At 40.3% G+C, this 26,391-nt stretch carries 25 protein-coding genes and 1 riboswitch; of the genes, 8 read left to right on the top strand and 17 right to left on the bottom strand.

The features are described 5' to 3' along the window. Nucleotides 1–2 precede the first annotated feature (2 nt). Nucleotides 3–46, top strand: a riboswitch (PreQ1 riboswitch). Between the two features lie 6 nt (nucleotides 47–52). Genes queC through queE form a run of 3 tightly spaced genes read left to right on the top strand, consistent with a single transcriptional unit; the run spans nucleotide 53 to nucleotide 1,844 of the window. Beyond that, nucleotides 53–718 (top strand): 7-cyano-7-deazaguanine synthase QueC, encoded by a 666-nt coding sequence (gene queC, locus QMF37_RS04285; RefSeq protein ID WP_071153175.1) that lies wholly within the window; start codon nucleotides 53–55, stop codon nucleotides 716–718. Beyond that, nucleotides 715–1,140 carry a 6-carboxytetrahydropterin synthase QueD gene (gene queD, locus QMF37_RS04280; RefSeq protein WP_283476773.1) on the top strand — a complete coding sequence of 142 codons (426 nt, stop codon included), beginning with the start codon at nucleotides 715–717 and terminating at the stop codon, nucleotides 1,138–1,140. The genes queC and queD overlap by 4 nt, the downstream gene beginning before the upstream one ends. Beyond that, entirely contained in the window at nucleotides 1,137–1,844 is a 708-nt protein-coding gene (gene queE, locus QMF37_RS04275) for a 7-carboxy-7-deazaguanine synthase QueE (RefSeq protein WP_071153174.1), read from the top strand. Before queD ends, queE begins: the two co-directional genes overlap by 4 nt. A 57-nt stretch (nucleotides 1,845–1,901) precedes the next feature. On the opposite strand, the gene QMF37_RS04270 is transcribed toward queE, so the two are convergent. The 14 genes from QMF37_RS04270 to ezrA form a co-directional block, all read right to left on the bottom strand. Beyond that, a complete protein-coding gene (locus tag QMF37_RS04270) occupies nucleotides 1,902–2,243 on the bottom strand; it encodes a zinc ribbon domain-containing protein YjdM (RefSeq protein WP_058385739.1) in 342 nt (113 codons plus the stop codon). Between the two features lie 91 nt (nucleotides 2,244–2,334). Further along, on the bottom strand, nucleotides 2,335–2,754 hold the full coding sequence (locus QMF37_RS04265) for a universal stress protein (RefSeq protein ID WP_058385740.1): 420 nt from the start codon (nucleotides 2,752–2,754) through the stop codon (nucleotides 2,335–2,337). Nucleotides 2,755–2,897: 143 nt separating this feature from the next. Continuing rightward, a complete protein-coding gene (nhaC, locus tag QMF37_RS04260; RefSeq protein WP_078080295.1) occupies nucleotides 2,898–4,274 on the bottom strand; it encodes a Na+/H+ antiporter NhaC in 1,377 nt (458 codons plus the stop codon). A 413-nt stretch (nucleotides 4,275–4,687) separates the two neighbouring features. Beyond that, nucleotides 4,688–5,197, bottom strand: a complete 510-nt coding sequence (locus tag QMF37_RS04255) for an RDD family protein (RefSeq protein WP_078080294.1) — start codon at nucleotides 5,195–5,197, stop codon at nucleotides 4,688–4,690. A 121-nt stretch (nucleotides 5,198–5,318) separates the two neighbouring features. Then, the gene (locus tag QMF37_RS04250) at nucleotides 5,319–5,504 is read right to left on the bottom strand and encodes a hypothetical protein (protein WP_058385743.1); all 186 of its coding nucleotides are present in this window, start codon (nucleotides 5,502–5,504) and stop codon (nucleotides 5,319–5,321) included. A 75-nt stretch (nucleotides 5,505–5,579) separates the two neighbouring features. After that, the gene (locus QMF37_RS04245; RefSeq protein ID WP_058385744.1) at nucleotides 5,580–6,503 is read right to left on the bottom strand and encodes a class I SAM-dependent methyltransferase; all 924 of its coding nucleotides are present in this window, start codon (nucleotides 6,501–6,503) and stop codon (nucleotides 5,580–5,582) included. Nucleotides 6,504–6,554: 51 nt separating this feature from the next. Further along, on the bottom strand, nucleotides 6,555–7,061 hold the full coding sequence (gene tpx / locus QMF37_RS04240; RefSeq protein WP_071153170.1) for a thiol peroxidase: 507 nt from the start codon (nucleotides 7,059–7,061) through the stop codon (nucleotides 6,555–6,557). Between the two features lie 36 nt (nucleotides 7,062–7,097). Continuing rightward, on the bottom strand, nucleotides 7,098–7,676 hold the full coding sequence (locus QMF37_RS04235) for an RDD family protein (protein WP_058385746.1): 579 nt from the start codon (nucleotides 7,674–7,676) through the stop codon (nucleotides 7,098–7,100). Between the two features lie 12 nt (nucleotides 7,677–7,688). Next, nucleotides 7,689–8,702, bottom strand: coding sequence for a signal peptide peptidase SppA (gene sppA, locus QMF37_RS04230; RefSeq protein WP_078080293.1), 1,014 nt, complete (start codon nucleotides 8,700–8,702; stop codon nucleotides 7,689–7,691). Nucleotides 8,703–8,775: 73 nt separating this feature from the next. Beyond that, a complete protein-coding gene (gene rarD, locus QMF37_RS04225) occupies nucleotides 8,776–9,693 on the bottom strand; it encodes an EamA family transporter RarD (protein WP_071153169.1) in 918 nt (305 codons plus the stop codon). Nucleotides 9,694–9,884: 191 nt separating this feature from the next. Next, nucleotides 9,885–11,459, bottom strand: coding sequence for an acyl-CoA synthetase MbcS (mbcS, locus tag QMF37_RS04220; RefSeq protein WP_078080292.1), 1,575 nt, complete (start codon nucleotides 11,457–11,459; stop codon nucleotides 9,885–9,887). 207 nt (nucleotides 11,460–11,666) lie between these two features. Further along, the gene (gene thiI / locus QMF37_RS04215) at nucleotides 11,667–12,869 is read right to left on the bottom strand and encodes a tRNA uracil 4-sulfurtransferase ThiI (protein ID WP_071153168.1); all 1,203 of its coding nucleotides are present in this window, start codon (nucleotides 12,867–12,869) and stop codon (nucleotides 11,667–11,669) included. A 6-nt stretch (nucleotides 12,870–12,875) separates the two neighbouring features. After that, a complete protein-coding gene (locus QMF37_RS04210; protein ID WP_058385751.1) occupies nucleotides 12,876–13,979 on the bottom strand; it encodes a cysteine desulfurase family protein in 1,104 nt (367 codons plus the stop codon). Between the two features lie 59 nt (nucleotides 13,980–14,038). Then, a complete protein-coding gene (gene ezrA / locus QMF37_RS04205) occupies nucleotides 14,039–15,742 on the bottom strand; it encodes a septation ring formation regulator EzrA (protein ID WP_071153167.1) in 1,704 nt (567 codons plus the stop codon). A 153-nt stretch (nucleotides 15,743–15,895) separates the two neighbouring features. Here ezrA and hisJ point away from each other — a divergent pair, with 153 nt between their 5' ends. Then, on the top strand, nucleotides 15,896–16,696 hold the full coding sequence (hisJ, locus tag QMF37_RS04200) for a histidinol-phosphatase HisJ (protein ID WP_071153166.1): 801 nt from the start codon (nucleotides 15,896–15,898) through the stop codon (nucleotides 16,694–16,696). Between the two features lie 48 nt (nucleotides 16,697–16,744). Further along, on the top strand, nucleotides 16,745–17,224 hold the full coding sequence (locus QMF37_RS04195) for a GAF domain-containing protein (RefSeq protein WP_058385754.1): 480 nt from the start codon (nucleotides 16,745–16,747) through the stop codon (nucleotides 17,222–17,224). Between the two features lie 43 nt (nucleotides 17,225–17,267). Here QMF37_RS04195 and megL read toward each other — a convergent pair whose 3' ends face one another. Continuing rightward, entirely contained in the window at nucleotides 17,268–18,476 is a 1,209-nt protein-coding gene (gene megL / locus QMF37_RS04190) for a methionine gamma-lyase (RefSeq protein WP_071153165.1), read from the bottom strand. A gap of 332 nt (nucleotides 18,477–18,808) precedes the next feature. Here megL and rpsD point away from each other — a divergent pair, with 332 nt between their 5' ends. Continuing rightward, nucleotides 18,809–19,411 carry a 30S ribosomal protein S4 gene (gene rpsD / locus QMF37_RS04185; protein ID WP_058385756.1) on the top strand — a complete coding sequence of 201 codons (603 nt, stop codon included), beginning with the start codon at nucleotides 18,809–18,811 and terminating at the stop codon, nucleotides 19,409–19,411. A 313-nt stretch (nucleotides 19,412–19,724) separates the two neighbouring features. Here rpsD and QMF37_RS04180 read toward each other — a convergent pair whose 3' ends face one another. Continuing rightward, on the bottom strand, nucleotides 19,725–20,567 hold the full coding sequence (locus tag QMF37_RS04180; RefSeq protein ID WP_071153164.1) for an STAS domain-containing protein: 843 nt from the start codon (nucleotides 20,565–20,567) through the stop codon (nucleotides 19,725–19,727). Nucleotides 20,568–20,881: 314 nt separating this feature from the next. Here QMF37_RS04180 and QMF37_RS04175 point away from each other — a divergent pair, with 314 nt between their 5' ends. Next, nucleotides 20,882–21,688, top strand: a complete 807-nt coding sequence (locus tag QMF37_RS04175; protein ID WP_058385758.1) for a cobalamin-binding protein — start codon at nucleotides 20,882–20,884, stop codon at nucleotides 21,686–21,688. A 49-nt stretch (nucleotides 21,689–21,737) separates the two neighbouring features. On the opposite strand, the gene tyrS is transcribed toward QMF37_RS04175, so the two are convergent. Continuing rightward, on the bottom strand, nucleotides 21,738–23,003 hold the full coding sequence (tyrS, locus tag QMF37_RS04170; RefSeq protein ID WP_071153163.1) for a tyrosine--tRNA ligase: 1,266 nt from the start codon (nucleotides 23,001–23,003) through the stop codon (nucleotides 21,738–21,740). A 372-nt stretch (nucleotides 23,004–23,375) separates the two neighbouring features. Here tyrS and QMF37_RS04165 point away from each other — a divergent pair, with 372 nt between their 5' ends. Beyond that, nucleotides 23,376–26,348, top strand: coding sequence for a transglycosylase domain-containing protein (locus QMF37_RS04165; RefSeq protein WP_283476754.1), 2,973 nt, complete (start codon nucleotides 23,376–23,378; stop codon nucleotides 26,346–26,348). Nucleotides 26,349–26,391 lie beyond the last annotated feature (43 nt).

Genomic DNA, 26,391 nt, shown 5'->3' with positions numbered 1-26,391 from the left:
CGCTAAAAGAGGTTCGCAAACTCCCTCTCTAAAAAACTAAGGAGTGTTACAGATGAAAAAAGAAAAAGCAGTCGTCGTTTTCAGCGGTGGCCAAGACAGTACCACTTGCCTATTTTGGGCAATCAAGAATTTCAAAGAAGTAGCAACCGTCACTTTTGATTACGGCCAGCGTCATTCGGCTGAAATTGAGTGTGCCAGAAAAATCGCTGAAGAACTAGGTGTATCATTTAAGGTATTGGATATGACTTTGATCAATCAACTCTCAGCCAATGCGTTAACACGTGATGATATCGATGTGACCGCAGAAGATGGTGAATTGCCATCTACTTTTGTACCGGGCAGAAATCATTTATTTTTATCTTTCGCAGCAGTTTATGCAGACGCTATCGGTTGCCAACATTTAATTACTGGAGTAAGTCAAACCGACTTCAGCGGTTATCCCGATTGTCGTGATACGTTTATTCGTTCACTAAATGTCACATTAAATTTAGCAATGAACAAGCAGTTTATCATCCATACGCCGTTAATGTGGCTCGACAAGACCGAGGTTTGGGAACTTTCTGATACACTTGGTGCTTTTGAATTTATTCAAGACAAGACCTTAACTTGCTACAACGGCATCCCGAGCACTGGTTGTGGCGAATGTCCTGCCTGCAAATTGCGAAATGATGGACTTGCTCGCTATCAGGATAAAAAAATGGCTGGTGTTAGAGCATGATGCAGCAATTTTATCCGACAATTCCACACGATTTCCAATTTGAGCTCAATAAGGACTTTCATTTTTCAGCAGCGCATTTTATTCCAAGTGAAGAAGCAGGGAAATGCCAAGTCATGCACGGCCATACGTATCATCTCAACATTACAATCGCAGGTAACGAACTTGACGCCATTGGTTTTCTAATTGACTTTAAATTATTGAAAGAACTGATTCATAAAAAATACGACCACAGTGTCTTGAACGATCATTCAGAATTTGCCACTAAATTTCCGACCACCGAGCTTCTTGCTAAGCAAGTGTGGCAGTCGATTCAAACGATGCTGCAAGCGACCAGCAACCGTCCCAACTGTCTGCAAGTTATCGTTCGTGAAACACCAACCAGTTATGTTGTATTCCGTCCGAAACAAGAGGACTTGTTATGAGAATTCCAGTGATGGAAATTTTCGGTCCAACCATTCAAGGTGAGGGCATGGTAATGGGGCAAAAAACCATGTTTGTGCGCACAGCAGGATGCGATTATTCTTGTTCTTGGTGTGATTCTAAATTCACTTGGGATGGCACAGGCACAAGCGTCTCCAAACAACCTACTGAAATCGTTGAAGAACTCATCCAAACCGGTGGCAAGGCCTTTTCGCACGTCACCATATCCGGTGGCAATCCCGCTCTCCATAAAGGTATCGGTGAACTCGTTGATTTGTGCCACTTGCAAGGCTGGAAAGTAGCTGTAGAAACGCAGGCATCTCTTTGGCAGGAGTGGATGATAGAAATCGATGATATTACCTTGTCACCAAAACCACCTAGTTCTGGTATGAAAACAGATGTAACGAAACTGGATGTATTTATAGAAAAACTGCAAAATGCCAATGTCAGCCTGAAAGTTGTTATTTTTGACGAAGTCGACTTTGCTTATGCAGAAAAACTCCATCAGCGTTACCCATCAATTCCATTTTTCTTACAAACAGGCAACGAAGACACTGCAACGACAGATGATTTGCAGTTAGTGACTACCTTACTTCATAGATACGAACAATTAATTGATTACCATATTCAGTCCCCTATTATGAATGATGCCAAAGTGTTGCCGCAATTGCATACTTTAGTATGGGGCAATAAACGCGGCGTTTAAACAGATAAACACGAAAAAACTCCGTCGACCTTTTGAGGTCGACGGAGTTTTTTCGTGTTATGCTTTTTTAACAAATTCCGATTTTAGTTTCATCGGACCAAAACCATCGATCTTACAATCAATGTCGTGATCACCATCAACCAAACGGATACTTTTTACTTTTGTTCCAATTTTCAAAGTTGACGAACTGCCTTTGACTTTCAAGTCTTTAATGACTGTTACAGCATCCCCATCTTTTAATACCGTTCCGTTTGCATCTTTGACGATTTTTTCTTTTTCATCCTGTTCAGCTTCAATCGCTAAATTCCATTCATGTGCACATTCAGGACAGACAAACAGATTGCCGTCTTCATACGTATATTCAGAATTACAATTAGGACAATTCGGTAATGTTGTCATTTTCTCCTCCAGCTGGTCTTTTAGTCAGTTAATCAGTAATACCAATAATCTTTTTACCAGTATACCAGAACTATCCACTCGTCCGTCTGAGTTATTTCACGACTAGTACTGGACAATGCACGTGATTGACAACTTTCTGACTAACACTGCCAAGTACTAGCGCCGATACTGGCTTTAATCCCCTGCTGCCAATCACAACCAAATCAAATTCCCCTTCATTGGCCATTTCAATAATCACGGGTGCTGGACGACCGTGCATCATTTCAATTTTGTAAAAGACTTCTCCACGTTCTAAAGCTTCTTTGATCGGTTGAATTTTTTTCTTTCGCGACAATTCAAACTCGAGCTGACCACCATCGTGAACCTTTTCATTGCTGTCTTCATCAAAATCGGAAACGTATACGATTGTCACTTCTGTCCCTTTCACTAACGTTGCGAGTTGGGCAGCTTGCTTTCCAGCTCGTTCGGCATTTTCAGAACCGTCTATAGCGACTAAAATTGATTGATACATTTCTCCACCCCTTTAAACTAGTTTCCGTGACTTCGCAATAAGTACCCTCTACTGACACTATTCGACTTTCTATTGAAATTCCCTGCTTCTCTAGAAAAACAGATGACGATAAACGTCAGCTGTTTTCTCTTTATAGTCGTTATTTACTTGTATGTTAGCGTTTTTCCGGTGAATCCAAATAAAATCGTTAGAACAGGCGATAGCAAACAAAAGAATGCGAATGGTAAATACTCAAGTGTCGGAACGCCAATAACACCGGTAATGAAAATTCCACATACGCTCCAAGGAACAAGTGGGTTGACGACTGTTCCAGCATCTTCCATCACGCGACTCAAGTTTTTCCCTGCGAGTCCTACTTTGTCGTAAGGCTCTTTAAATGCCTGTCCCGTCAATAAAATGGACAAGTATTGTTCACCGATCAGAATATTGATACCAATTGCGGTTAATGCCGAAGCCGCAATAACCGACGAAACTTTTCTCAGTACGCTCTCTACTTTGGCTAACAAACATTGAACAATTCCTAAAGTAAATAGCAATCCACCCATACTAAGCGCGAGTAGCACTAAGGCTACCGTGAACATCATGCTCTCCATCCCACCACGTGACAACAAACTATCAATCTCTGTGATACCAGTAGAAGACACATATCCGCTAAATAGCACTTTAAAAATCTCGGAAGCTGTAGACATTTGATGCAGAAAAGAAATCGCAATGGCTGATATTGAACTTAATGCCAGCGTCATTAAAGCAGGTGTTTTCGCCAAGGTTAAAACAATAAGCACGACTAATGGAACAAGCGTATACCCGTGAATCATACCTGTAGCTAACAGTCCTTCTTTAAAGATCGAGATGTTCTGCACACTAGCTCCCGTCGCCTCCGGAGAAAGCCATGCAAACAACCCTAGAGTTATGACAAAAGCGGGAATCGTCGTCCATCCCATATTGCGAATGTGTTCAAACAAATCTACACCGACAATGGTCGAAGATAAATTTGTTGTGTCTGACAATGGCGACATTTTATCCCCAAAAAATGCGCCTGAAACAATTGCACCAGCTGTTATGGCTAATGACAAATCCATTGCCGTCGCCATCCCGATAAAAGCCACACCAATCGTTGCAACCGTCGTGAGTGAGCTACCAATAGACAATCCAATTAATGATGTGACGATAAAGACAATAGCATAAAAAAACGTCATAGAAATCAAGGTAAAGCCTGCGTATATCAACGTTGGAATGGTACCGCTAATCATCCAGCTACTAATGAGCATACCGATAAAGAAAAATAGAAAAACTGCACTCATTCCCGCACCTGCACCATCAACCAATCCTTTTTCCAGTGTTCGGTAAGACACTTTCTTTAACAATCCATAACCGAATAGCAACAAAACCGAAAATAAGATCGGAAGATGTGGAACTGATTTAAATCGAATAATACTGACACTGATTAATAGAAAGATAGCAGTTGTTATTAAAATAGCTTCTGAAACTCTTGGCGTGATGACTGATTTGATATTATGCATGACAAACTCTCCTTTTTTATAAAAAAAAAAGAGAAAACGCCCGTCCCAATAAAGGGACGAAGGTTTTCTCCGCGTTACCACCCAATTTGATGTTCTAGCTTACCAAACATCCACTCTTTGCGAATCGATCAAAACTGATGGCGTATTTCATCCCATTTGCTGCCTGAATTTACACCTACCATTCAGTCTCTTGCTGCTGCACACAAATTGCCTACTAAACCATCGAACGACTTATTTAAACACTTACGTAATGAAAAAATACGGCTTACCACTTTAAATCCAGTAAAGTTCATACTAATTTACAGCAATGACATAAGAATTTTTTTTCGAACGACTCATCTAGTCATTTTTAAAAGTATATTGAAATAAATTTTACCAGTCTTCTCTGACAAGTCAATACTTTGAGTTAAGTTTTATTTGAAGACATAGGTTTTCGTTAACCAATCATAAAGCGTCTGTTTATTTTTTGTAAAAATAACCATCAACATAGAAAGAAAAACCAATCCATAAATCCATCCCCAAATTAGATAGTCTAGTAATTCTAATTCCTCAGCTCTCAATTGAATCATTCGATACACCATAAAGTGAGAAAGCTGCCATGGTAAAAACTTCAAAAACGTCCGACTCATTGCTCGACCTATCGATAAAGGCTTTTGGTTCTTATCTGTTACGACAATACCCATTTTATATTTCCCAAACGATTGCTTACCCATTTTTGAGTCTGCAACGATAAAATAGAGAGAAACAGGTAGCGTAAGCAATATGAAGCCCGTTAGTTGAGCAATAATTCGTGAACCTTGAAACCCCTGTTGTATGGAAGGAATGAAAATCACAGATACAACAAACAATACTCCCATATAGGAAAAAATCAACACATAATCAAGTGCAAACGCTTTTAAACGAAGCCACAATCCCGCATACATCAAAGACCTCCACCCCCAGTCACTATTCACGACCTAGTTGAAAATAAAGGTTTAACGGCTAATTCTAAAAAAAGAGACAAGGAATAATCCTTGTCTCTTTTACATTAAGTAACGTGATCGATCACGTACCCATTTTACGGCGGTTATTACTAACTTTCTTTGATTGCTGGCTCTTCATCTTTTTAGTCGATAGTGAACCGTTACCACCAGATAATTTGTCTGAAGCTTGGTTTTTCTTAGCTTCAAGTTGGCGTTTTACAGCTTCTTGAAGACTCACTTTTTTTGGTTCTTCGTTTGACTCAGTCATTGCGCATCCCTCTTTTCGTTAAAAATGGTACATATGGATGTTTTTATACCTTTAGTATAGCATAACTTCCCTGCTCTATTCTTTGTTTTCTTTAAACCAACTAGTAACTTGAGAAAAGAATTGAGACATGGATTCGGGCTTGGACATATTCGGAACTCGTGCCAACAAAACTTCTTTCGGCGCTTTAATGCCTTCTTGCTTTTTCTGTAAGACGAGAATCCCTTTAGCATGCGCTGAGTTTTTAAATAAGCTATCTGGCAATTCCATAACAGATTGAATATGCGCATGTTTTTTCAAAAAACTATGCAATTGACTGGCATGCTCAGATTCAAATAACGCTTTCGGGACGATGAAAAACAAATAGCCACCATCAGCCGTGTGTTTTAACGATTGTTCGATAAACAAATGATGTGCATACGTCATGCCTTCATCTGCTTTTAGTTCATAAGTGGCTGCGGTTTCGTCGTCGGGATAATAACCGACCGGTAAATCTGAAACGACAACGTCTACTGGATCAATCAATAAAGGCTGAAGTGCATCTTGTAGATAGAACGTAATAGGTTGTTCTACTAAATTCCCTGCATTTGAAGCAAGACGCACGAGAAGATCGTCTAGTTCTACGCCCGCTCCTGTCAAGCGGCCGTCCAAGTAATTCATAACTGTTAACAATAGATTACCTGTTCCAACTGCCGGGTCTAAAATGACTGCTTGATCTTTTTTGACAAACAACTCAACCAAATAACCAACCAATAACCCAAGTGCGTCAGGCGTCATTTGATGATGTGGTTGAATGTGCTCTTTCATGCCCTTTAACACAGCTAGCTGAAGTGCTTTACGAACTTCTTCTTTGCTGGCATCCGCTTCTAACTTGATAAGTCCATCCAACCAATTTTCAGTAGTCGTCAATAAACTTTCCAGGTAGGCGTTTTCTTGTTCTTTCTGAATTTCTGTTGTGTGATTATCAATAAAATTAAACGTTTTTTCCATTGCTGAATTCATAATTCGCCGTCCTCAATAAGGAAACCCACTCTCTCGAGTGGGTTTCTTGTATTATTTTGTTAATTCTTTAACTGCATCTAAAGCCTTTTCGTAATCGGGATGATCTGTTCCTTCAGCTACATACTCTACATAAGTAACTTTGTCATTTTCATCAAGTACGAAAACTGAACGAGCTAGAAGTCGAAGCTCTTGCATCGTCAATCCGTAAGCTTCACCGAATGACAAGTCACGATGATCCGACAAAGTTGTAATAGCATCTACTTTGTTGATGTCTGTCCAACGTTTTTGAGCAAATGGTAAATCAGCTGAGATGGCGAGTACTTCTACATTGTCCCCCAGAGATGCGGCTTCGTCACTGAAACGTCTCGTTTGATCTGAACAAACACCCGTATCCAATGATGGAACCACACTAACCAACCGAATCTTTCCAGTTGTGTCTTTAAGTGTTACAGGTGATAAGTCTGTTGATAACACAGTAAAATCTGGAGCTTGATCTCCAACCTTCACTTCTTTGTTAGGTAAAGTCATCGGATTATTCTTGAATGTAATTTGTACCAATCAATACGCCTCCCTTTCATTAGTCTCTTTATCATACTAAAATGCTTGGGTGTCATGCAACCCAGACCCCTCTATATGCTTTTTCTTCATCAATCTATTTTTTCTAAAAGACTCTTCATGAACAACTGTCGTGTCAGCAATGTAGTCGTGGACGCCTTGTTTTAACGGTGTAAAGCCAACAATCCAGTAGAGCGGCAAAATGGTCACGGAAAGAAAGCGACCAATCCACTCGCGGAACAGGAGCGTCATCCAAGAGATGCTATCGGACTTCAAAGACACTACACGGATCCCCATAACCATCTTTCCGACAGTTTGACAAAAGAATTTTGTCATTAACACAAAATAGCCGTAAAAGAGGATGGCCGATACAATTGCATACGGCGCATACCAAGGAATACTGGTTGTTTCTATTCCTGTCAAAGCAAATATAGGTTTGACTAGAATAGCAGTAAGACCCGCAATAACCAGTAAATCGATTAAATAAGCCCAAAATCGCACCCAAAATCCAGCCGGTTTCCGTTCGTAAAAAAGAACTTCTTCAAATCCTCCGCTTTCAGGACGCTGTTTCGTGACGGGCACTTCCACTGTGGTTTCATTCGTTTCGTGGTCTGTCATTGTGGTCCCTCCTTATTTTTCACCGTATAAATACATCATACGTGGAGAACTGTATTCAGTTAGCATTTTTGTAATCATTTGTGTTTCGAGATCGTTACCGAAAAACGAATTCATTTTCATGGATAAAAGCGAACCCCAGCCTTGCGAAGCTCCGTATTGGAATACTTGTGCATTACCTAAATCGAAATCAGTTTTTACTTGTGCGATTACGTCTTCCTCGAATCCGAAATCATCCGCTAAATTCGCCTCTACTGCTTGACGTCCATTCATGATACGTCCGTCTGCCACAGCTTTTACTTCTTTTTCTGTCATGTCACGACCTTCTTCAATTACATCGACAAACGACTCGTATGAATCATCTAGCATTTCTTGAAGAATTACGCGTTCCTCTTCTGTCATGTCACGAGTTGGGCTCATAATATCTTTATATGGACCCGACTTGATCGTCACAAAATCCACACCCAGTTTGTCTGCTAGTTCACCATAATTGACACTTTGCATAATGACACCGATAGAGCCAGTTAAGGTTTCCTTGTTAACAAAAATCTTTTCTGCTGGTGCTGCAATATAATAGCCACCTGATGCAGCTACTGCTCCCATTGATACGTAAAATGGTTTTTTTGTTTCTTCTTGAATTTCAATAATCTTATCGTAAATTTCCGCCGACTCCACAACGCCACCACCCGGTGAATTTACGGTAAGTACAACGGCTTTAACCGTAGGATCTTCTTTAACATTTTCTAATTGTTCCATAAAGAAAGAGTGGTTATAACCAGTCGTTCCAAACAGTGAAGCTGCATCTCCCGTGTCTTGAATCACACCATCTACATTTAAAACAGCTACACGGTTATCAAAATCTCCATCTTCTACCACAACTTCCGAAAAACTTGATTGCGTACTCGCTACGAGTTCGTCAACACCATCAGTAAAACCACCTTGAAGAAAAGCAAATGCCGAGTTGATAACCAATGAAATTCCGAGTACAGCTGCCGCTACAACTAGAGCAATCCATCTTTTTGTATTCATTTATACCATTCCCTCCTTAGTTCTACTCTTACTATACGTGAAACACGCACAAATGTTTCAACAAAAAGAAACACTAAACCGAAATTTTCCTGCTTGCCTTTCGAATTCCCCGTGCCTCCAAAATTTTTGAAGAAGTAAACAAAATCAACGCGCTCCAAATCAACGAGAAAGAAATAATATCGACTGTTGTAAAAGCTTCACCGTAAATGAAAACCCCAATTAGCAACATTAGCGACGGAGCAATGTATTGCAAAAACCCAATCATGTACATCGGAATCAATGGAGCACCGATTGCAAACAATAATAATGGGAAAGCAGTAACCAATCCACTAGCGACTAACAACACATCTGTTGTTAGTCCTGTCTCTAAAAAAGAAACGCGATCGATTGACATCAAATAGATATAATAGGCAATTGCAATCGGAAAAACAAAAAGTGTTTCAATTGCCAGTCCGCGCAAAGCATCTAATTGAATGGTTTTTTTGATCAAACCGTAAAAAGCAAAACTGAAAGCCATACCGAGCGCAAGCCACGGCAAAGAACCAAAAGAGAAAGTTAAAATCAAAACACCAGTTGCCGCTAAAAGGAAAGCAATTTTTACCGCTGGAGACAATTTCTCCTTCAAAAAAAGAGCTCCCAACAGCATAGAAATTAACGGATTTATGTAATAACCGAGACTTGTTTCAACAATCCGGTCATGCGAAACCGCATAGACATAAAAAAACCAATTAGCAGAGATGAGGAACGACGCCAACATCAATAAGAAAAATTTCTTTTTTGATATCCACAGCTTTTTTAGATCAAGCCACAATTGGCGACCTCCTTTAGTTAAAAGAATAAAACCAAAAGTTAATACGAAAGACCATATAATTCTTCCTGCTAGGATTTCGTCCGCTGGAACGTGACTAATTTGTTTCCAGAAAATCGGCATAAATCCCCATAATGTATAAGTCAAAATAATGACCAAAACGCCTTTTTTTGAATCTGTCATTCTACATCGCTCACCATTCTTTATTAAATTTTATATTCCGAAATAATAGTCTCATTATAGGCTTGATGGGAGCAGAAAGTAAATAATCATACGTCAATTATAGAAACATCCGTTACCCATTCTTGCTCAAGTTCAAATCAAAAAACGGCAACTCTTTTTTAATAAGAGAAGTGCCGTTTTTGGGGTTGCATTTATTTTTTCGCGTGTTCTTGCTGGCGTAATTCCACACGTCGAATTTTACCAGATGCCGTTTTTGGCAACTCTGCTAAAAAGTCGATTGCCCGAGGGTATTTATAAGGTGCAGTCAATTCTTTTACATGATTTTGTAATTCTTTTACCAAACTATCTGAAGCCGTAAGACCTTCTACTAGTACGACAAAAGCTTTGACAATCGTGCCGCGTATTTCGTCGGGTGCACCAATAACAGCACATTCTTGAACAGCCGGATGTTTAACCAATGCATCTTCTACTTCAAAAGGTCCGATTGTATAGCCGGAAGAAATAATGATATCGTCTCCTCGACCTTCAAACCAAAAATAACCATCTTCATCTTTTGATGCTTTATCACCCGTTACATAATAATCTCCGCGGAATTGCATCTTGGTTCGTTCGGGATCTTTAAAATATTCCTTAAACAAAGCAGGTGTCTCAACATGAACAGCAATATCCCCCACTTCACCAACTAGACACGGGTTACCGAACTCATCAATGATTTCGACATGGTTGCCAGGCGTCGGTTTGCCCATAGAACCAATGCGAGACTCCATGCCTTTCATAACTCCGACCAGCAACGTATTTTCCGTCTGGCCATAACCATCGCGGACTTCTATGTCAAAATGATTTTTAAAAACATTGATGACTTCTGCGTTAAGTGGTTCCCCCGCAGACACTGCACTGTGCAAAGCGGACAAATGATAGTTGGCTAAATCTTTTTGTTTTGCCATCAACCGGTATTCTGTCGGCGTACAGCACAACACATTGACTTTGCGTGTTTCCATGAGTTCTAAATAAATAGTCGGATCAAATTTACCATTGTAAACAAAACCGGTAGCTCCGCTACCTAGTGTCGCTAAGAACGGACTCCAAATCCATTTTTGCCAACCTGGACTTGCGGTTGCCCAAACAACATCCCCTTCTTTTGCACCGAGCCAGTGCTCCGCTGACGTTCGAAGATGTGCATATGCCCAGCCGTGGCTATGTACGGCTCCTTTGGGATTGCCGGTAGTTCCTGAAGTATAAGATAAGAACGCCATATCGTCTTTTTTAGTAGGCGCTGCTATGTATTCAGGAGAAGCGGCAGCCATTTCATCAACTAAAGAAATCCATGAACTTCCTGATTTTCCAATGACAAACTTCACGACATTGTCCATTTCCTTCACACCTTCGAATTGATCCATGAACGGCTCATAGGCGATTACCGCTTTTGCATCACTATGATTTAAGCGGTACGCAATATCTTTTGCCCGAAGCATTTCAGAGCTGGGAATGACTGCTAAACCCGCCTTTAGTGCTCCGATATACGCAACATACGCTTCGATCAAACGTGGCACCATTACGAGCACGACGTCACCTTTAACAAGACCTGCTGTTTCAAAACTATTCGCTGCACGATTTGCGTGCTCTATTAATTCATCATATGTAAGTTGGTGTTTTTCCCCTTGATCGTTTTCCCATAGAATCGCAAGTTTGCCGTCACCTGTTGCGTATCGCTCAATTTCCTCCACCAAATTATACGAATCCGGCGCTAGTAATTCTTCTCTTTTCATGCTATTTCCCTCCTCTGACTAGAGCTAATTGTTATATCCATATCATTATACATTAAATTTTTAATTATTCATATAATTTCATCTAGTTAAACTTTTAAAAAGAACTCTTATTTTCTGTTGCTGATTGTGTGCGTTTAGTTCAGATCTAACTCGCGAACTAAAGTTATGCGTCACAAAAAAAGCTGCCTGTAAAAGGCAGCTTAGCTATTATAAAAGATCTTCAAACTGATTCTTTTTAATGCGTGGAAACTTAATAACTTCTCTTTGAGATACTGCTTCACCGATCATTTCATCGAACGAAACAAAGTTCTCGTAGTACTCGACTTTTTCAAGTTTTGGCTTGATTTTAGGATTTGCTGGTGTAAAAATCGTGCAGCAATCTTCAAACGGACGGATAGAGATATCGTACGTGCCAATTTTTTGAGCTGTATCGATAATCTCCAACTTATCCGTCGCAATTAGCGGCCGCAAAATGGGCGTGTTTGTGACCGCGTTAATCGCTTGTAAACTTTCTAACGTTTGGCTTGCCACTTGTCCTAGACTTTCTCCTGTAATGATTGCTCGGCAATTTGTCTCAGCCATCACCAAATCAGCTACGCGCATCATCATGCGCCGCGTCGAAGTCATCGTGATGTTATCCGGCACTTGCTTGTGTACTTCTTGCTGAAGCTGTGTAAACGGTATGATGTGCAAATTGACGGATGAACTAAACTGCGATAGCTTTTCAGCTAAATCAAATACCTTTTCCTTGGCACGTTCATTGGTAAACGGTGGACTAAAGAAGTGAATCAGTTCTAGTCTAACGCCACGTTTGAGCATATGATAGCCTGCAACCGGACTGTCTAAACCACCCGATAGCATGAGCAATGCTTTACCGCCCGCTCCTACTGGCAAACCACCTGCTCCTTGAATCACTTCGGCCATCATATAAACAGCTTCTTTTCGAACTTCTACTTTCAAATCAATTTCAGGGTCTTTCATTTGAACTTTTAAATCTGGAAAGACTCTTAATACATGTGAGCTGAGTTCTTTCATAATTTCCGGTTTTTCGTGAGGAAATTCTTTAAATGGTCGTTTTACCGATACTTTAAAACTTTTATCGGTATCTTCAATTTTAGCGATAACTGCTTCTGCTGTTTTTTTCATTGCTTCCATGTCTAATTCACATGCTGTTACTGGACTAAACGATTGGATACCGAATACATGCGGCAAGCGCTCAATCACTTGTGCCAATTGTTGCTCACTGTCTGATGTAATAAACATCCGGTCACGCTCTGCTTTGATTTGGATTCCTTTCAAGTCTGAAAAAGTCTGTCTGACATTATCTCGCAGCCGTCCAATAAATGAACTGCGATTTTTGCCTTTGGTTGATAATTCGCCGTAACGTACGAGAACTTGATTGATTTTCATTTATCGTTAAACTCCTTTAATCATGCGGTATACCCGCTGAAATGCTGTTTTAAGTGCAATAATATCCTGCTCTGTTGTAAATTCTCCAAAACTGATGCGGATCACACCATCTTTAAATTCACGCGGCAAACCGATTGCTTGAATTACTCGACTCGTATGACGCGTTTTCGATGAGCAGGCACTTGAAGTGGAAACAATGACCGATTCTTTTTGCAAACCCGATACCAAAATCTCACCTTTAATGCCTTTTACAGCTACCGCTAGAATGTGAGGAGCAGCTTGTTTTGGGCTAACTATTTTTACGCCGTTAAACCCTGAGAAAAATTGGCGTAAGTCTTGATTCCATTGTTTGTGTAGTGGATTTGGTTCTACTAACCTTAATGCTTTTGCTAAAGCGACTGCATTTGGTACAGAAACGGTACCACTGCGTATCCCCGATTCCTGCCCTCCTCCATATTGAATCGTTTCTAATTCAACTCCAGAATATGCTAGAAGCCCACTGCCTTTTAGTCCGTGAATTTTATGTGCCGATAGTGTGATCAAGTCGGGCAAAGCGGTTGGATCAAATATCAGTTTCCCGATACTTTGCACTGCATCCACATGAAAGAAAATACGTCTTTTTCTTAACAGACGAGCAATATCTGCAATTGGATGAATGGTGCCTATTTCATTATTGACATGCATTAATGAAACTAAAATTGTATCGTTCTGCAACGATTTTTTCAATTCATCAACATGAATACCTCCGGAAGAATCGACCGGTAAACGCGTGATGTTAAAGCCTTGTCGTTCTAGCGCAACAAGGCTATTTAAGACAGAAGGGTGCTCTGTTTCAGCAGTGATGATGTGCTTGCCTCTATGCTGATAACTCTGAGCTGTACCAATCAATGCTAAGTTGTTTGCTTCTGTACCACCAGAAGTAAAGACAACATTCTCCATATGCAACAGATTTTTTAATTGAGTTCGTGCGGTTTCTAGCAAATCTTCTGCTTGGTTTCCGAGCACATGCAATGAAGACGGATTTGCATAAAATAGCTCATTTACTTTCATATACGCATCGAGCACTTCTTTTTTTGGTTTTGTGGTTGCGCTATTATCCAAGTAAATCATCTGTTCACCTCCGAAAAGAAAACCACCAGCAGATTAGCTGGTGGCTTTACATGTTGTTTTTAAATGCGCCATGCGTCTTCTTTAACCAGCACTTCAATCCGTTTCATCGAACCTGGTTCAAAGTTTTCGACTGCAGTTGCCGCTTCTTCTAATGCTTTTGTATAACGAAGCTGTCTAAATGATTCTTCAGCTTCTTCAAGTTTGGCATCTAACTGAAGATTGGATTTGCGGTAACGGTTGCCATATTGAATGATGCGCTCAATCAAAAGTACATTTTCAACCATTTCAACTGCTTTAGTATGACCGTCTTCAATACTTTTTTCAGCTTGTTCTAAATAATTATCCACAAGCTTGATGTTTAATGGTACTTCACGCAAAGTCTGGATTGTCACGAAAAGGTGTTCTTCGGCTTCTTCTAGACGCACATCCATGTCTTCTGGAATACCCGGTATATTGGCTTTATGCAAAATACGATCGGTTTCTTGCAATTTACGTTTCAACTGTTCTACTTTCGCGCGCGCATTGTTTTCTTCGATGCGCAAGCTCTTAAGTGCCGTCATAAAATCAATTTGTGTCGAGTCAACAATCGATAAATCCTCACGAATATGAACCAATTCTTCTTGAAGACTTGAATATGCCGATTGATCTTCTTCGAGACGTGATGCCAGCAAACTATAGCGTTTTGCTAATTGCTCCATTTTATCCATACATGACTTTGGAATAGCCGCTTCGCTTTCGCTAATTTTATAGCTATGCTGAACGTATCTACACTCTTCATCCATTTCTTTTGTATCTCGTGCCACAACTTCTAAATGACGCTCTGTATCGATGCGGAATTCGTCTACATATTGTTTCGCTTCCACTTCTTTTTCCAAAAGTTCATAAAATGAATCAATGCGATCTTTTATTTTTTCGACTGCAATTTTCGTTTGTGGAATTTCCAGAAGCGTTATATTTTCTTTTAATACTTCTAGTTCTTCTTCTATTTCGTCCAGTTGAAGAGTCAATTCTAAATGTCCTAAGTAATAAGACTGCTCTTCCATTTCTTCTTTGCCTTGACGCAATTCAGCAACGTAAGAAGGAATTTTAGTTTGGACATCCGACAATAACGGTGGAATGTCATCAACTAGTAAAAACGCCTCTTCGCCTTCTGACGATAAACTAATGACGGTTTCACGTGCTTTCAGGTAATTCCCTTCATTGGTCAGTTGTTCATATTCATCAAATAACGGAATAAAAGACTCAAGTTTTTTCTCTAACGGTACAGCAGCCATCCCGTAAGAATGCTGATGAGCCAATAAGTTTTTACGTGCACGACGGTATTTTTCTTGAAGAAGATCAATTTCACTGCGATTTTTTTCCTCGCTACCAATCAACTCTTTTAGTTCTACCAAAATGCCGTTCATCTGCTGATCCACAAGATCAATTTTAACTTCAGTATCTTGTTCTAGCTTTGTCGCTTTGTTGAATCTGAAACGATTAATTGCTTCTTCTGCATCATATAAAGCAGCATCAATTTTCGGAATATGCACATCCATAATTTCAGTCCACACGTTGCGCCAGCGTTCGAACATTTCTTCTGTCTGGCCATTCATGTTCAACTGTTTCACTTTAGTCAATTCTTCAAGTATCGGTTTATTTTGTATTTGCAGTTTTAACTGTTCCAAGCGCTCAATTTCAGCTAAATGTTTTTTACGAAACATAAAACCAATGATTGTTATCGCTAATAGAATGATGACCGCAATGATGATATACTCCATCATAAGTCACATAGCCCCCTGTTCCAAAATCACATTACCAGTTATACGTAAATGTATTCATGATTCTTTTATTTTAACATGTATTCTACTCTTTTGTTTGCCAAATTAGAAGAAAAGCGATTATATTTTTTAATAGACAGAAAAGAGGATGCCTTTATGAAGCGAGACGGTCACATTCACACCCCCTTTTGTCCACACGGGACAAAAGACTCAACAAAATTATATATTGAAAAAGCAATAAAGTCCGGATTTACGGATATCTCTTTTACTGAACACGCTCCACTTCCAGCTAACTTTTCAGATCCTACTCCTGATCAAGACAGCGGCATGAGCACAACTCAGCTAACTGCCTATATAAATGAAATTACTCATCTTAAGCATGTTTATGAAAAAGATATTCGCATTCGATTAGGGTTGGAAGTTGATTACATTGAAGGCTTTGAAAAAGAAACAGCCCTTTTTTTAGATGAAATTGGTCCGGAATTAGATGATTCTATTTTGTCGGTTCATTTCCTGCACGTAAATGACCACTATGTTTGTGCTGACTTTAGTAAAGAAGTATTTACAGAACTCGCAACGGCTTGCGGATCTGTAGAAGCTGCCTATCAGCTTTACTATAACACGCTTGAAAAATCGATTTACGCAGATCTTGGCCAATTCAAACCCAGCCGAATTGGTCATCCCACATTAATTCACAAATTCCAAAAAGCACATGGCGAGAACATCAATGATAACAAACAAATCCGACACATTCTCGAGCTAATAAAGAACACCGGCTTAGAACTGGATGTAAACGGGGCGGGGTACTCGAAATCAGATTGTTTGGAAGCCTATCCTCCGCTCCCTTATATCGAATTCGCCCAATCACTCGGCATTCCGTTAGTGTTCGGCTCGGACGCCCATAGTGTTAATGGCTTGCATAAGCATTACGACAAAATTTATACTTACTTAAGTTAAGCGGATTTGATTTTCAACATACAATACACCGAAACGAGGGAATTCTTTATGTTTACACAAACAGATTACAGTGGCAGCAGTATTGAACAATACACGATGCTTTCAAAACAATTAGATGCTTTATTAGACGGTGAGAAAAACAGCATTGCTAATTTAAGTAATGCCTCTGCTTTACTCAATCAATTTCTTGAACGCATCAACTGGGTTGGATTTTATTTGATGGAAGAAGGCGAACTTGTTCTTGGGCCTTTCCAAGGTTTGCCAGCATGCGTACGAATTTCAGTCGGAAAAGGCGTTTGCGGTACAGCCGTTGCTGATAAAAAAACCATGTTAGTGGAAGACGTTCAAGCATTCCCTGGTCACATTGCATGTGATGCAGCGTCACGTTCTGAAATTGTCGTGCCATTAATGAAAGAAGATCAAGTGATTGGGGTTCTTGATATTGATAGCCCTGAGTTAAGTCGTTTCACAGAAGAAGATCAGCAAGGCTTGGAACTATTCGCCAAAGTGTTGATGAAGCATTTATAATCGAATGAAAACCCGAAACTCAATTGATGAGTTTCGGGTTTTTTTAGATTTCTTGAAGTTTTGGTTTCACTTGCTCGAATGCTTTGTTTAAGTCTTCGATTAAGTCGTCTGTATGCTCAAGTCCAACTGATAAACGCAGTAAGGAATCACTAATGCCCATCGCTTGTCTACTTTCAGGTGGCACGACCGCATGAGTCATCGTAGCTGGATGCTGAATCAATGTTTCTGCATCTCCTAAACTAACAGCAATTTTGATCAGTGATAACGCATTTAAAAAGGCTTGCGCTTCTTTTTTACCACCCTCAATTTCAAATGAAATCAAACCGCCACCTTCACGCATTTGGCGTTTCGCAATTTCAACTTGCGGATGACTGTCATCAAACGGGTAATATATATTTTTAACGATTTCTTGTTGTTTTAAAAATTCTAAAACTACTTTTGTATTGCTAACATGTCGATCCATTCTGACATGAAGTGTTTTTAATCCTCTAAGCAATAGCCATGCATCAAATGGCGACATAATACCACCGACGTCTTTTTGTACCGTCATTCGAATATGTTGCATTTCTTCTGCATCACTTCCGACTAAAACGCCACCAACTACATCTCCGTGGCCATTCAAGTATTTCGTCGCACTATGCAAAACAAAGTCTGCGCCCATTCGCAATGGATTTTGTAAGTAAGGTGAACAGAAGGTATTATCTACAACGACTCGAATGTTGTGTTTTTTCGCTACCGCCATGACTGCTTCAAGATTCACGAGTTCCATAGTCGGATTGATAGGTGTTTCTACGTATATGCAGACCGTTTCTGGGCGAATCGCATTTTCTACCTCTTCTTCAGTAGTCATCGACACCAAGCTATGCGTAATGCCATATTTCTCTTCCATAATCTCCAACAAACCGAACGTGCAGCCGTAAATGCCTCGTGAACAAAGAACGTGATCTCCCGCTTTCGTCAAATAAATCAAAATCGCACTAACCGAGGCCATCCCCGACCCAAAAGCTAATGCACCTTGACCGCCTTCGATTTCTGCCATTCGTTCTTCGAGTACGCGAACTGTTGGATTTCCGAGACGCGAGTAAATATTTCCTTCGCAATTCCCTGCAAAACGATCTTCCCCTTGCTCGGCACTTGCAAACGAATACGTTGAAGTTTGATAAAGTGGTGTCACCAAACTATCATGATGTTTAGTGCTGTCGTACCCTTTATGGATAACCGCCGTCTCAATGTTCATTTCTTTATCTCTCATTAAATATACACCCCTTAACTATTATAGAAAGCGCTTACATAAATACTCATTTCCATTCTACCTTGTCCTATCAAAAAAAGAAAGTTAGGTTGCCTATCTATTCTATAGGGGTTACTGTTGACTTACAGTTCTAAATTCAGTTATACTATGCTTTGTGTAAAATAATCGCAGCAGTTGTATGTGCGTGTTTGCCCATTTTATTCCTCATAGCAGGTGTATCGTGTAACTCTTTGGCTGCTGAGCGAAGGTACAAGAATATAAAATGGCTTGCAGCATGAATGCATCTGGTTTTTATTTTACTCTAAAAACCAAAAATAGAGGAGGAGACTTATATGTCTCGTTATACAGGTCCATCATGGAAACTGTCACGCCGCTTAGGAATTTCCCTTACAGGCACAGGTAAAGAATTAGAAAAACGCCCTTACGCACCAGGTCAACACGGTGCTAACCAGCGCAGAAAAGTTTCTGAATATGGTTTGCAATTACAAGAAAAACAAAAACTACGCTTTATGTACGGAGTGAACGAACGTCAGTTCAAAACTTTGTTCAACAAAGCTGGTAAAATGGACGGCAAACACGGTGAAAACTTCATGATCCTTCTTGAAGCTCGCCTTGATAACGTTGTTTATCGTTTAGGTCTTGCGCGCACTCGTCGCCAAGCTCGTCAAATCGTAAACCACGGCCACATCCTTGTTGATGGCAAACGCGTTGACATCCCGTCATTCAGCGTGAAACCAGGACAAACAATTGCTTTCCGTGAAAAATCAAACAACCTTGATGTAGTAAACGAAGCAATCGAAGTAAACAACTTTGTTCCTGAATACGTAACTATCGATACTGATAGCAAAACAGGAACATTCGTACGCCTTCCAGAGCGTAGCGAATTGTCTGCTGAAATCAACGAACAGTTGATCGTTGAGTACTACTCACGTTAATTCCAACTTGATTTCGAAAACCTCCCAAACCTTTTTAAGGATTGGGAGGTTTTTTCTTTGGGTTTTGGAAAGCGCAAACAAACTTGATTATCGCGCAAACAACTTCTCCTCCGCTGCAAACAAACTAGCTTAATCCGCAAACAAACTCCTTTTCCCACAAATAAATTCTCTCCCTTCAAACAATCCGGTCTTTCGGGCAAACAAAGTGAGCGATCCCGCAAACAACCACATAGTCACCGCAAATAAAACCAAATTCCACTATAGTAAATCACAAAAAAATCCCTAGAACCTTTGTTGGTTCTAGGGATTTCTATTACAATGAATCAACTTTATTTTGTTTTAATGCTTGAGCAAGCGTGTTGTACACTTCAATATCAATAAATTTAATGCCTAACTGCACAGCAGTTTGAGCGATGACTGGACTAATGCCAGATAAAGCCACTTTCACGCCAATGATTTCTAAACCTTTGATTAGCTGGAACACTTGTTGCGCAACCATCGTATCAATCATCGGTACGCCTGATAAATCAATAAATAGTTTTTCTAAATCGTGTTTCGAACTTTGTGCCAATGTTTTTTCAAAAATAATGTCTGCACGATGTGGCGTGATTTCGCCGACCAATGGTAGCATTCCAATCTTGTTAGCCAACAGAATAACTGGCGCACTCATTTCCACAATCATTTGTTGCTGTGAGTTCAATCGTCTTTCTGCAGCCTTGGAATTTTTATCTGTGAATTTAAGACTTACCTCACTAATTACTTCGACGATTGTTTTTGTCCATTCCATCAGCTTTTCAAGACTTACCTGCTCTTTATGATTCAAAGAAAAACGTTCAATTTCATCCAAGTATTGCTGTTGAGTCCGAAAAAATTCACCAATAACTTCTACAATAGGTGTGTCGAGATGCGCTTCGTCCGTGGCAACCAGGTCTATCCAATGCTGAAAGTCTGATTTAAAATTAAGCTTCCCCTCTTTAAACATTGTACAAAACAAAAGATGAAATTCATGATTTTGTTTTTTTAATAGAGCGATTTTATCCGGATCGGTCGAACCATAAACACCTGCTTTACTTTTGTCCAGTGAATGGTACCAGTCTTCAGTCATTTCCCAAGTTTTTGCGTTCAAGTGTTCATATAAATCTTGGTCTTTTAACATTTATTAGCTATTGCGGCAAATCGACTATTAGGTACTCGCATAATACAAGTTCGAAAATTTTTTGTCTCATTTGGCAATAGCCTCACCCCGCTCTCACTAATAATTTCATTGTTGTTTAGCAGTTTAGTTTTTCTACTCAACTATGAATACCCATTTTTTTGAAAGTTAAACGTGGAGCCTTACTCTTTCTCTTTTTAAAAAATTACTACGTAAATTTCCCAAGCTCCTTACACGCTTTTGTTTTATCAATTTCACCGAATTGAAAGAATTTAATCAATAGGCATGGTAAACTGAAAAAATGGAGGTGGAGCTAAATGCGAATTATTTCAATTTGCCCGAGCAATACAGAATTACTAGCATTTTTAGATGCCGAACATCTACTCGTCGGGGTTGATGATTATTCTGACTGGCCTAAAGAAATTACAACATTGCCTCGTCTAGGACCTGACTTGTCGATTCGGATGGATGAACTAGAAGCGTTACAACCTGACTTGGTATTGGCGTCATTGAGTGTTCCTGGAATGGAGAGGAACATAGACGAGTTGGTGCGGAGAAAAATCCCTCACCTTATTTTGGATCCTCAGTCATTAGAAGAAATCGGACAAGACCTGTTAAAGGTCGCGCATGCTTGTGGACTCGATGCCACGACTGTTCATAACGAATACCTAGCCGTCATTGAAGACATCAAAACACGTGGGCAACTTGCTGCAACTCGTCCATCGTTGTACTGGGAATGGTGGCCAAAGCCTGTTTTCACACCAGGTAACATCAACTGGCTAACAGAAATCAGTGCCATTACCGGCGCTAGAAATTTGTTCGATGACACTGATTCTGCTAATATCCAAACAGATTGGGCCGATGTGCTCGAACGCCAACCTGATTATATTTTACTTGCCTGGGTCGGTATTTTAACGGCAAAAGTAAAACCGGAACTCGTTAAAAAGCGCCCCGGCTGGGATGACATGACCGCTATCAACCACATTCATGTAATGGAAGAAGAATTGTATTGCCGACCTTCTCCTCGCTTGATTGAAGGCGCTATCCGTTTAGGAAAACTCATTCACCCGAATGAATTCAATGATATGGAACTGCCTCGCTTCATTAAAGAAAAGCAAATTTAATCTGCTATGTTGAAAGGACAGCCAAAATCCGGCTGTCCTTTCTTCATTTTTATTGAAATTGCACCATATGGTATTTCTTTTTGCCGCGGCGGATAATGGCAAAAGCATCTTCCAAACGGTCTTTTCCACCAACAATGTATGCTACGTCAGTTACTTTTTCACCATTTACTGAAATTGCACCATTTGTAACATCTTCACGCGCTTGTCTTTTCGACGAGGAAATACCGGCTTCTACAATCAAGTCCACAATTGACTTGTCTTCTTTTGGCATTTCCACAGAAGGAACGTCTTTAAATGCGGCTTTCATCTCTGAAGAAGACAAAGCTTTCAAGTCTCCACTGAACAATGCTTTGGTAATACGCTGAGCATCTGCAAGTGCAGCTTCCCCGTGAATCAGTTTTGTCATTTCTTCTGCCAGCGTTTTTTGCGCTTGGCGTAAATGTGCTTCAGTTTCAACCGTTTTTTCTAACGTCTCAATATTTTCACGACTAATGAATGTAAAAATTTTCAAGTATTTGATTACATCTGCATCAGCTGCATTGATCCAAAACTGATAAAACTCATAAGGTGTTGTCTTTTTTGGATCTAACCAAACTGCACCACCGGCTGATTTCCCAAACTTCGTACCGTCCGCTTTTGTGACCAGTGGAATGGTAATACCAAATGCTTTAGATTCTTCATCATGTGTTTTGCGAATCATTTCAAGACCTGAGGTAATATTCCCCCATTGGTCCGAACCACCGATTTGAATGCGACAATTGTGTTCATTGTACAGATGGTTAAAGTCGATCGCTTGAATAAGCGTGTAAGCAAATTCTGTAAACGAAATTCCTGTCTCTAAACGTGACGCAACTGAATCTTTTGCGAGCATGTAGTTAACTGAAATCAGTTTGCCGTAATCGCGTAAGAATTCGATCACGTTCATCGCACCGATCCAATCGCGATTATTAACCATTTTGGCTCCGTTTTCAGACTGAAAATCAAAAATTTGTTCCATTTGAACTTTGATGCCTTCGACGTTGCGGTCAATTTGTTCAGTCGTTTGCAATTGACGCTCTTCGTTGCGACCTGAAGGATCCCCAATCATGCCTGTAGCTCCACCGACTAATAAAATCGGTTGGTGGCCATGCATTTGAAAACGGCGTAATGTAAGGAGCGGCACAATATGCCCAATATGCATACTGTCTGCTGTTGGATCGACTCCGCAGTATAATGAAATTTTTTGTTCGTTTAGTAACTTCTCCATACCTTCTTCATCTGTTTGTTGGTATAACAAACCGCGCCATTGTAAATCTTGAATTAATTCGTTAGCCATTCCAATTCCTCCTTTAACTTTTAAAAAGATGAGCGCCATAAAAAACCACATAAAAAAGCCCCTGCATGAAAAATTCATGCAGGGACGCAATTAGCGCGGTACCACCCAGCTTGGAGAACACAGTCTCCCTCTCATCATGTGCCATACGGGACACTTCCGTAAACTCCAGACCTGTAATTCGATCTATGCATTTTGACCGGTTTGCACCACCCACCAGCTCTCTAAACAAAATTGCACACTCTACTTCGGGACCTTCATCGTTTTAAATATGAATTATAGTAGTAGTTTACGTTATTTTTCAATATTGTCAATATGCTTCGATGCAATTATAACTTTATGATATACTATAAAAGATTTTAGGAGGGTGATCGTGTGCACGATAAAATAAAAAATTGGATTCATAAAGCCGAAGAAACAACTGATAGATGGACTTCAAGTAAGTGGTTCAAGCGAATGAGTATAACATCAGGAGTCCTGTGGAATTTAGCCTTGATTCTGGCCATTGTCTTAGTGACAGGAGGAGTTTTTGCTGCATCGGTTGGAGCAGGATATTTTGCTTCGCTCGTTGATGAAGAAAAGCTTCGTTCTGAAGATGAAATGCGAAACGAAATTTACAGCTATGTGGAAACGTCAGAAATGTTTTTTGATAACGATGTCTATATCGGAAAAATTCAGACTGACTTGGAACGAAAAGAAACAACACTTGATAAAATTTCACAGACCGCTATCGACGCTGTATTTGCAACGGAAGATGAATACTTTATGGAACATGAAGGCATTGTTCCAAAAGCCATCTTCCGCGGCCTACTTCAAGATGTTGCAAACTCCGATAGTCAAACAGGTGGATCGACGCTGACACAACAGCTCATTAAAAACCAAATTTTGACAAACGAAGTTTCTTACGAGCGAAAAGCAAAAGAAATTCTCCTTGCAATGCGTCTTGAAAAATTTATGACAAAAGATGAAATCATGGAAGCTTATCTCAATATTATACCGTACGGCAGAAACTCATCGGGTGCTAACATTGCCGGAATCGAAACTGCAGCTAATGGACTCTTTAACAAGTCAGCAAGTGAATTGAGCTTGCCTCAATCTGCTTTTATCGCTGGAATACCAAAAGCCCCTTTCCGCTACACACCTTATAATTCAGTTGGCCAGTTGAAAGACGCGGATGGATTGGCACCAGGAATCGATCGGATGAAAACCGTTTTATTCCGAATGAAAGAAACTGAGTACATCACACAAGAAGAATACGATGCTGCCATTGCTTATGACATCGTTAAAGATTTTCGCGAAAACGAATCACGTTCACGAGATAGCGAACCGTATATTACAGATGAGCTCGAAAAACGAGCAGCACGTATTATTATGGATGTGCTTGCTGAAAAAGACGGTATAGATCCGAAATCACTTGAAGAAAACAATAAGCTGTACGAGGAATATGCAATTTTAGCTGACCGGGCAGTTCGTTCAAATGGTTACCGAATTCACTCAACCATTAACAAAGAGCTGTACTTGGCACACGAAAAGGCAAAAGACGCTTATGCACGTTACGGCACAACATTGTCCGTACCAAGTGAAGACGGCGGAGACAAAATGAAAGACCTTCCTGTTCAAGTTGGAAGTATGATGATGGAAAACAAAACAGGACGTATTTTAAGTTTTGTCGGCGGACGTGATTTTGAAGTTGAAGAATTGAATCACGCAACTCAAGCATATCGTTCGATTGGTTCTACAGTAAAACCTTTACTCGTTTACGGACCAGCTCTTGACCTTGGTACGATTGGTGCAGGAAGTCCCGTTGTTGATGTGAAATTCAAATTAGCTGACGGTTACTCGCCTGCAAACTTCATCCCTTCTAGCGAACGAGGCATCATGTCAGCACGTGATGCGCTAGCACAATCTCAAAACTTGCCAGCTCTTCGCTTGTTTGGTCAAATTAGAGAGCAAATGCCGATCAATTACTTGATCAATGCCGGCTTCTCCAAAGTCAAAGAGGAATCAAACTATTATCCTGCTACTGCTTTAGGTGGTGGTGTCGAAGGATCTGTAGAAGAGTTAACGAGTGGTTATGCCACTGTCGCAAATGGCGGTAAAAAAGTTGAGCCGTATATGATTCAACGCATTGAAGATGCAGATGGCAATGTCATTTTTGAACACAAAGTTGCCGAAAAAGAAATTTATACACCGCAAACTGCTTATATTTTGACCGATATGTTAAGAGATGTGTTTAATACAGATCGCGGTACCGCGAACCGAGCGAATAGTTTACTAAATTTTAGTGGCGACTTCGCCGGGAAGACAGGAACTACTCAGAACACAAAAGATGTTTGGCTAGTTGGTTATAACCCAAACATTACGATGGGTCTATGGCTTGGATACGATAGCGAAAAATATTCACTTGATAATTTTCCGAATTCGAATTTACAGCCTTCTGTCCGTGTCAACCAACTGTGGGCAAGCTTAATGAACACCACTTATCAAACAGTTCCAGATCTAGTTGGAGCAAAGTCGACTTTCAAACAACCTGAAGGTGTCGTTACCAAGTCGTTTTGCGGAATTTCTGGCTTGGCACCAGGAGGAGCTTGTCAAAGTGCTGGCCTTGTACGTTCAGATTTGTTTAATGCCAACGTTATGCTTCCAAAAGGACTAGATGATAGTTTAACAAGTAGTTCCTTTACAACAATTAATGGTAAACGTTATACAGCTTTATCAACTACCCCAAGCGAATTCGTCTCTGGTGGAGGCATTGGTGTATCGCAAAAATACATTGATCGCATGCTGGCTCCATTCGGCGGAGATGCTGGTAAATTGTTCCCTGGCAATTCAAAATTCTCTTCAGTAGTTGCAGGGGCAACTTTCAAAGCAGATGGCGCTGCTCCTGGAGCTGTTCAAGCAGCAATTAGCGGCCAAACCATTACCTGGACCAATTCTGGTTCAACTGATGTTGTTGGATACCGAGTTTACAAAGGCGGCTCACGCGTTGCTTCTATTTCGGAATCGAGAAGCAATTCATATAGCGCGAGTGGGGCTGGAAGTTATACAGTCGTTGCTGTAGACATCACAGGCAAACAATCAGGTGCTTCAAATAGTGTCAGTATTGCTGCACCAAAGCCAAAGCCTGAACCAAAACCAACTCCACCACCTGAAGATAAAGAACCAGAAAAAGAAGAAACACCACCGGTTGAAGAAGAAGTTGTGACTCCTCCTGAAGAAGAGGAAACTCCTCCTGAAGAAAAACCGGAAAAGCCAGTTGAAGAAAAACCGGATCCTGAAAAACCTGAGAAACCAGAAGAACCTGAAAAACCAGATCCTGAAAAGCCTGCTGAAGATGACGCAGCGTAACTAAAAAAGCCCGATTCGCTCGTTTAGCGAATCGGGCTTTTTG

The sequence above is a fragment of the Planococcus sp. S3-L1 genome, from assembly GCF_030063085.1.
Lineage (GTDB): Bacteria > Bacillota > Bacilli > Bacillales_A > Planococcaceae > Planococcus > Planococcus kocurii.
Note: the sequence above shows the minus strand (reverse complement) of the source record. Positions and strands in the feature narration are given on the sequence as shown.

Coding starts and splice junctions, on each gene's coding strand:
- hisJ (WP_071153166.1), top strand. CDS start 15,896: ATGAAGCGAGACGGTCACATTCACACCCCCTTTTGTCCACACGGGACA.
- QMF37_RS04235 (WP_058385746.1), bottom strand. CDS start 7,676: ATGACAGACCACGAAACGAATGAAACCACAGTGGAAGTGCCCGTCACG.
- ezrA (WP_071153167.1), bottom strand. CDS start 15,742: ATGATGGAGTATATCATCATTGCGGTCATCATTCTATTAGCGATAACA.
- rpsD (WP_058385756.1), top strand. CDS start 18,809: ATGTCTCGTTATACAGGTCCATCATGGAAACTGTCACGCCGCTTAGGA.
- mbcS (WP_078080292.1), bottom strand. CDS start 11,459: ATGAAAAGAGAAGAATTACTAGCGCCGGATTCGTATAATTTGGTGGAG.
- QMF37_RS04270 (WP_058385739.1), bottom strand. CDS start 2,243: ATGACAACATTACCGAATTGTCCTAATTGTAATTCTGAATATACGTAT.
- QMF37_RS04245 (WP_058385744.1), bottom strand. CDS start 6,503: ATGAATTCAGCAATGGAAAAAACGTTTAATTTTATTGATAATCACACA.
- queC (WP_071153175.1), top strand. CDS start 53: ATGAAAAAAGAAAAAGCAGTCGTCGTTTTCAGCGGTGGCCAAGACAGT.
- QMF37_RS04210 (WP_058385751.1), bottom strand. CDS start 13,979: ATGATTTACTTGGATAATAGCGCAACCACAAAACCAAAAAAAGAAGTG.
- queE (WP_071153174.1), top strand. CDS start 1,137: ATGAGAATTCCAGTGATGGAAATTTTCGGTCCAACCATTCAAGGTGAG.
- rarD (WP_071153169.1), bottom strand. CDS start 9,693: ATGACAGATTCAAAAAAAGGCGTTTTGGTCATTATTTTGACTTATACA.
- QMF37_RS04195 (WP_058385754.1), top strand. CDS start 16,745: ATGTTTACACAAACAGATTACAGTGGCAGCAGTATTGAACAATACACG.
- megL (WP_071153165.1), bottom strand. CDS start 18,476: ATGAGAGATAAAGAAATGAACATTGAGACGGCGGTTATCCATAAAGGG.
- sppA (WP_078080293.1), bottom strand. CDS start 8,702: ATGAATACAAAAAGATGGATTGCTCTAGTTGTAGCGGCAGCTGTACTC.
- QMF37_RS04250 (WP_058385743.1), bottom strand. CDS start 5,504: ATGACTGAGTCAAACGAAGAACCAAAAAAAGTGAGTCTTCAAGAAGCT.
- nhaC (WP_078080295.1), bottom strand. CDS start 4,274: ATGCATAATATCAAATCAGTCATCACGCCAAGAGTTTCAGAAGCTATT.
- QMF37_RS04175 (WP_058385758.1), top strand. CDS start 20,882: ATGCGAATTATTTCAATTTGCCCGAGCAATACAGAATTACTAGCATTT.
- thiI (WP_071153168.1), bottom strand. CDS start 12,869: ATGAAAATCAATCAAGTTCTCGTACGTTACGGCGAATTATCAACCAAA.
- queD (WP_283476773.1), top strand. CDS start 715: ATGATGCAGCAATTTTATCCGACAATTCCACACGATTTCCAATTTGAG.
- tyrS (WP_071153163.1), bottom strand. CDS start 23,003: ATGGCTAACGAATTAATTCAAGATTTACAATGGCGCGGTTTGTTATAC.
- QMF37_RS04180 (WP_071153164.1), bottom strand. CDS start 20,567: ATGTTAAAAGACCAAGATTTATATGAACACTTGAACGCAAAAACTTGG.
- QMF37_RS04255 (WP_078080294.1), bottom strand. CDS start 5,197: ATGTATGCGGGATTGTGGCTTCGTTTAAAAGCGTTTGCACTTGATTAT.
- QMF37_RS04265 (WP_058385740.1), bottom strand. CDS start 2,754: ATGTATCAATCAATTTTAGTCGCTATAGACGGTTCTGAAAATGCCGAA.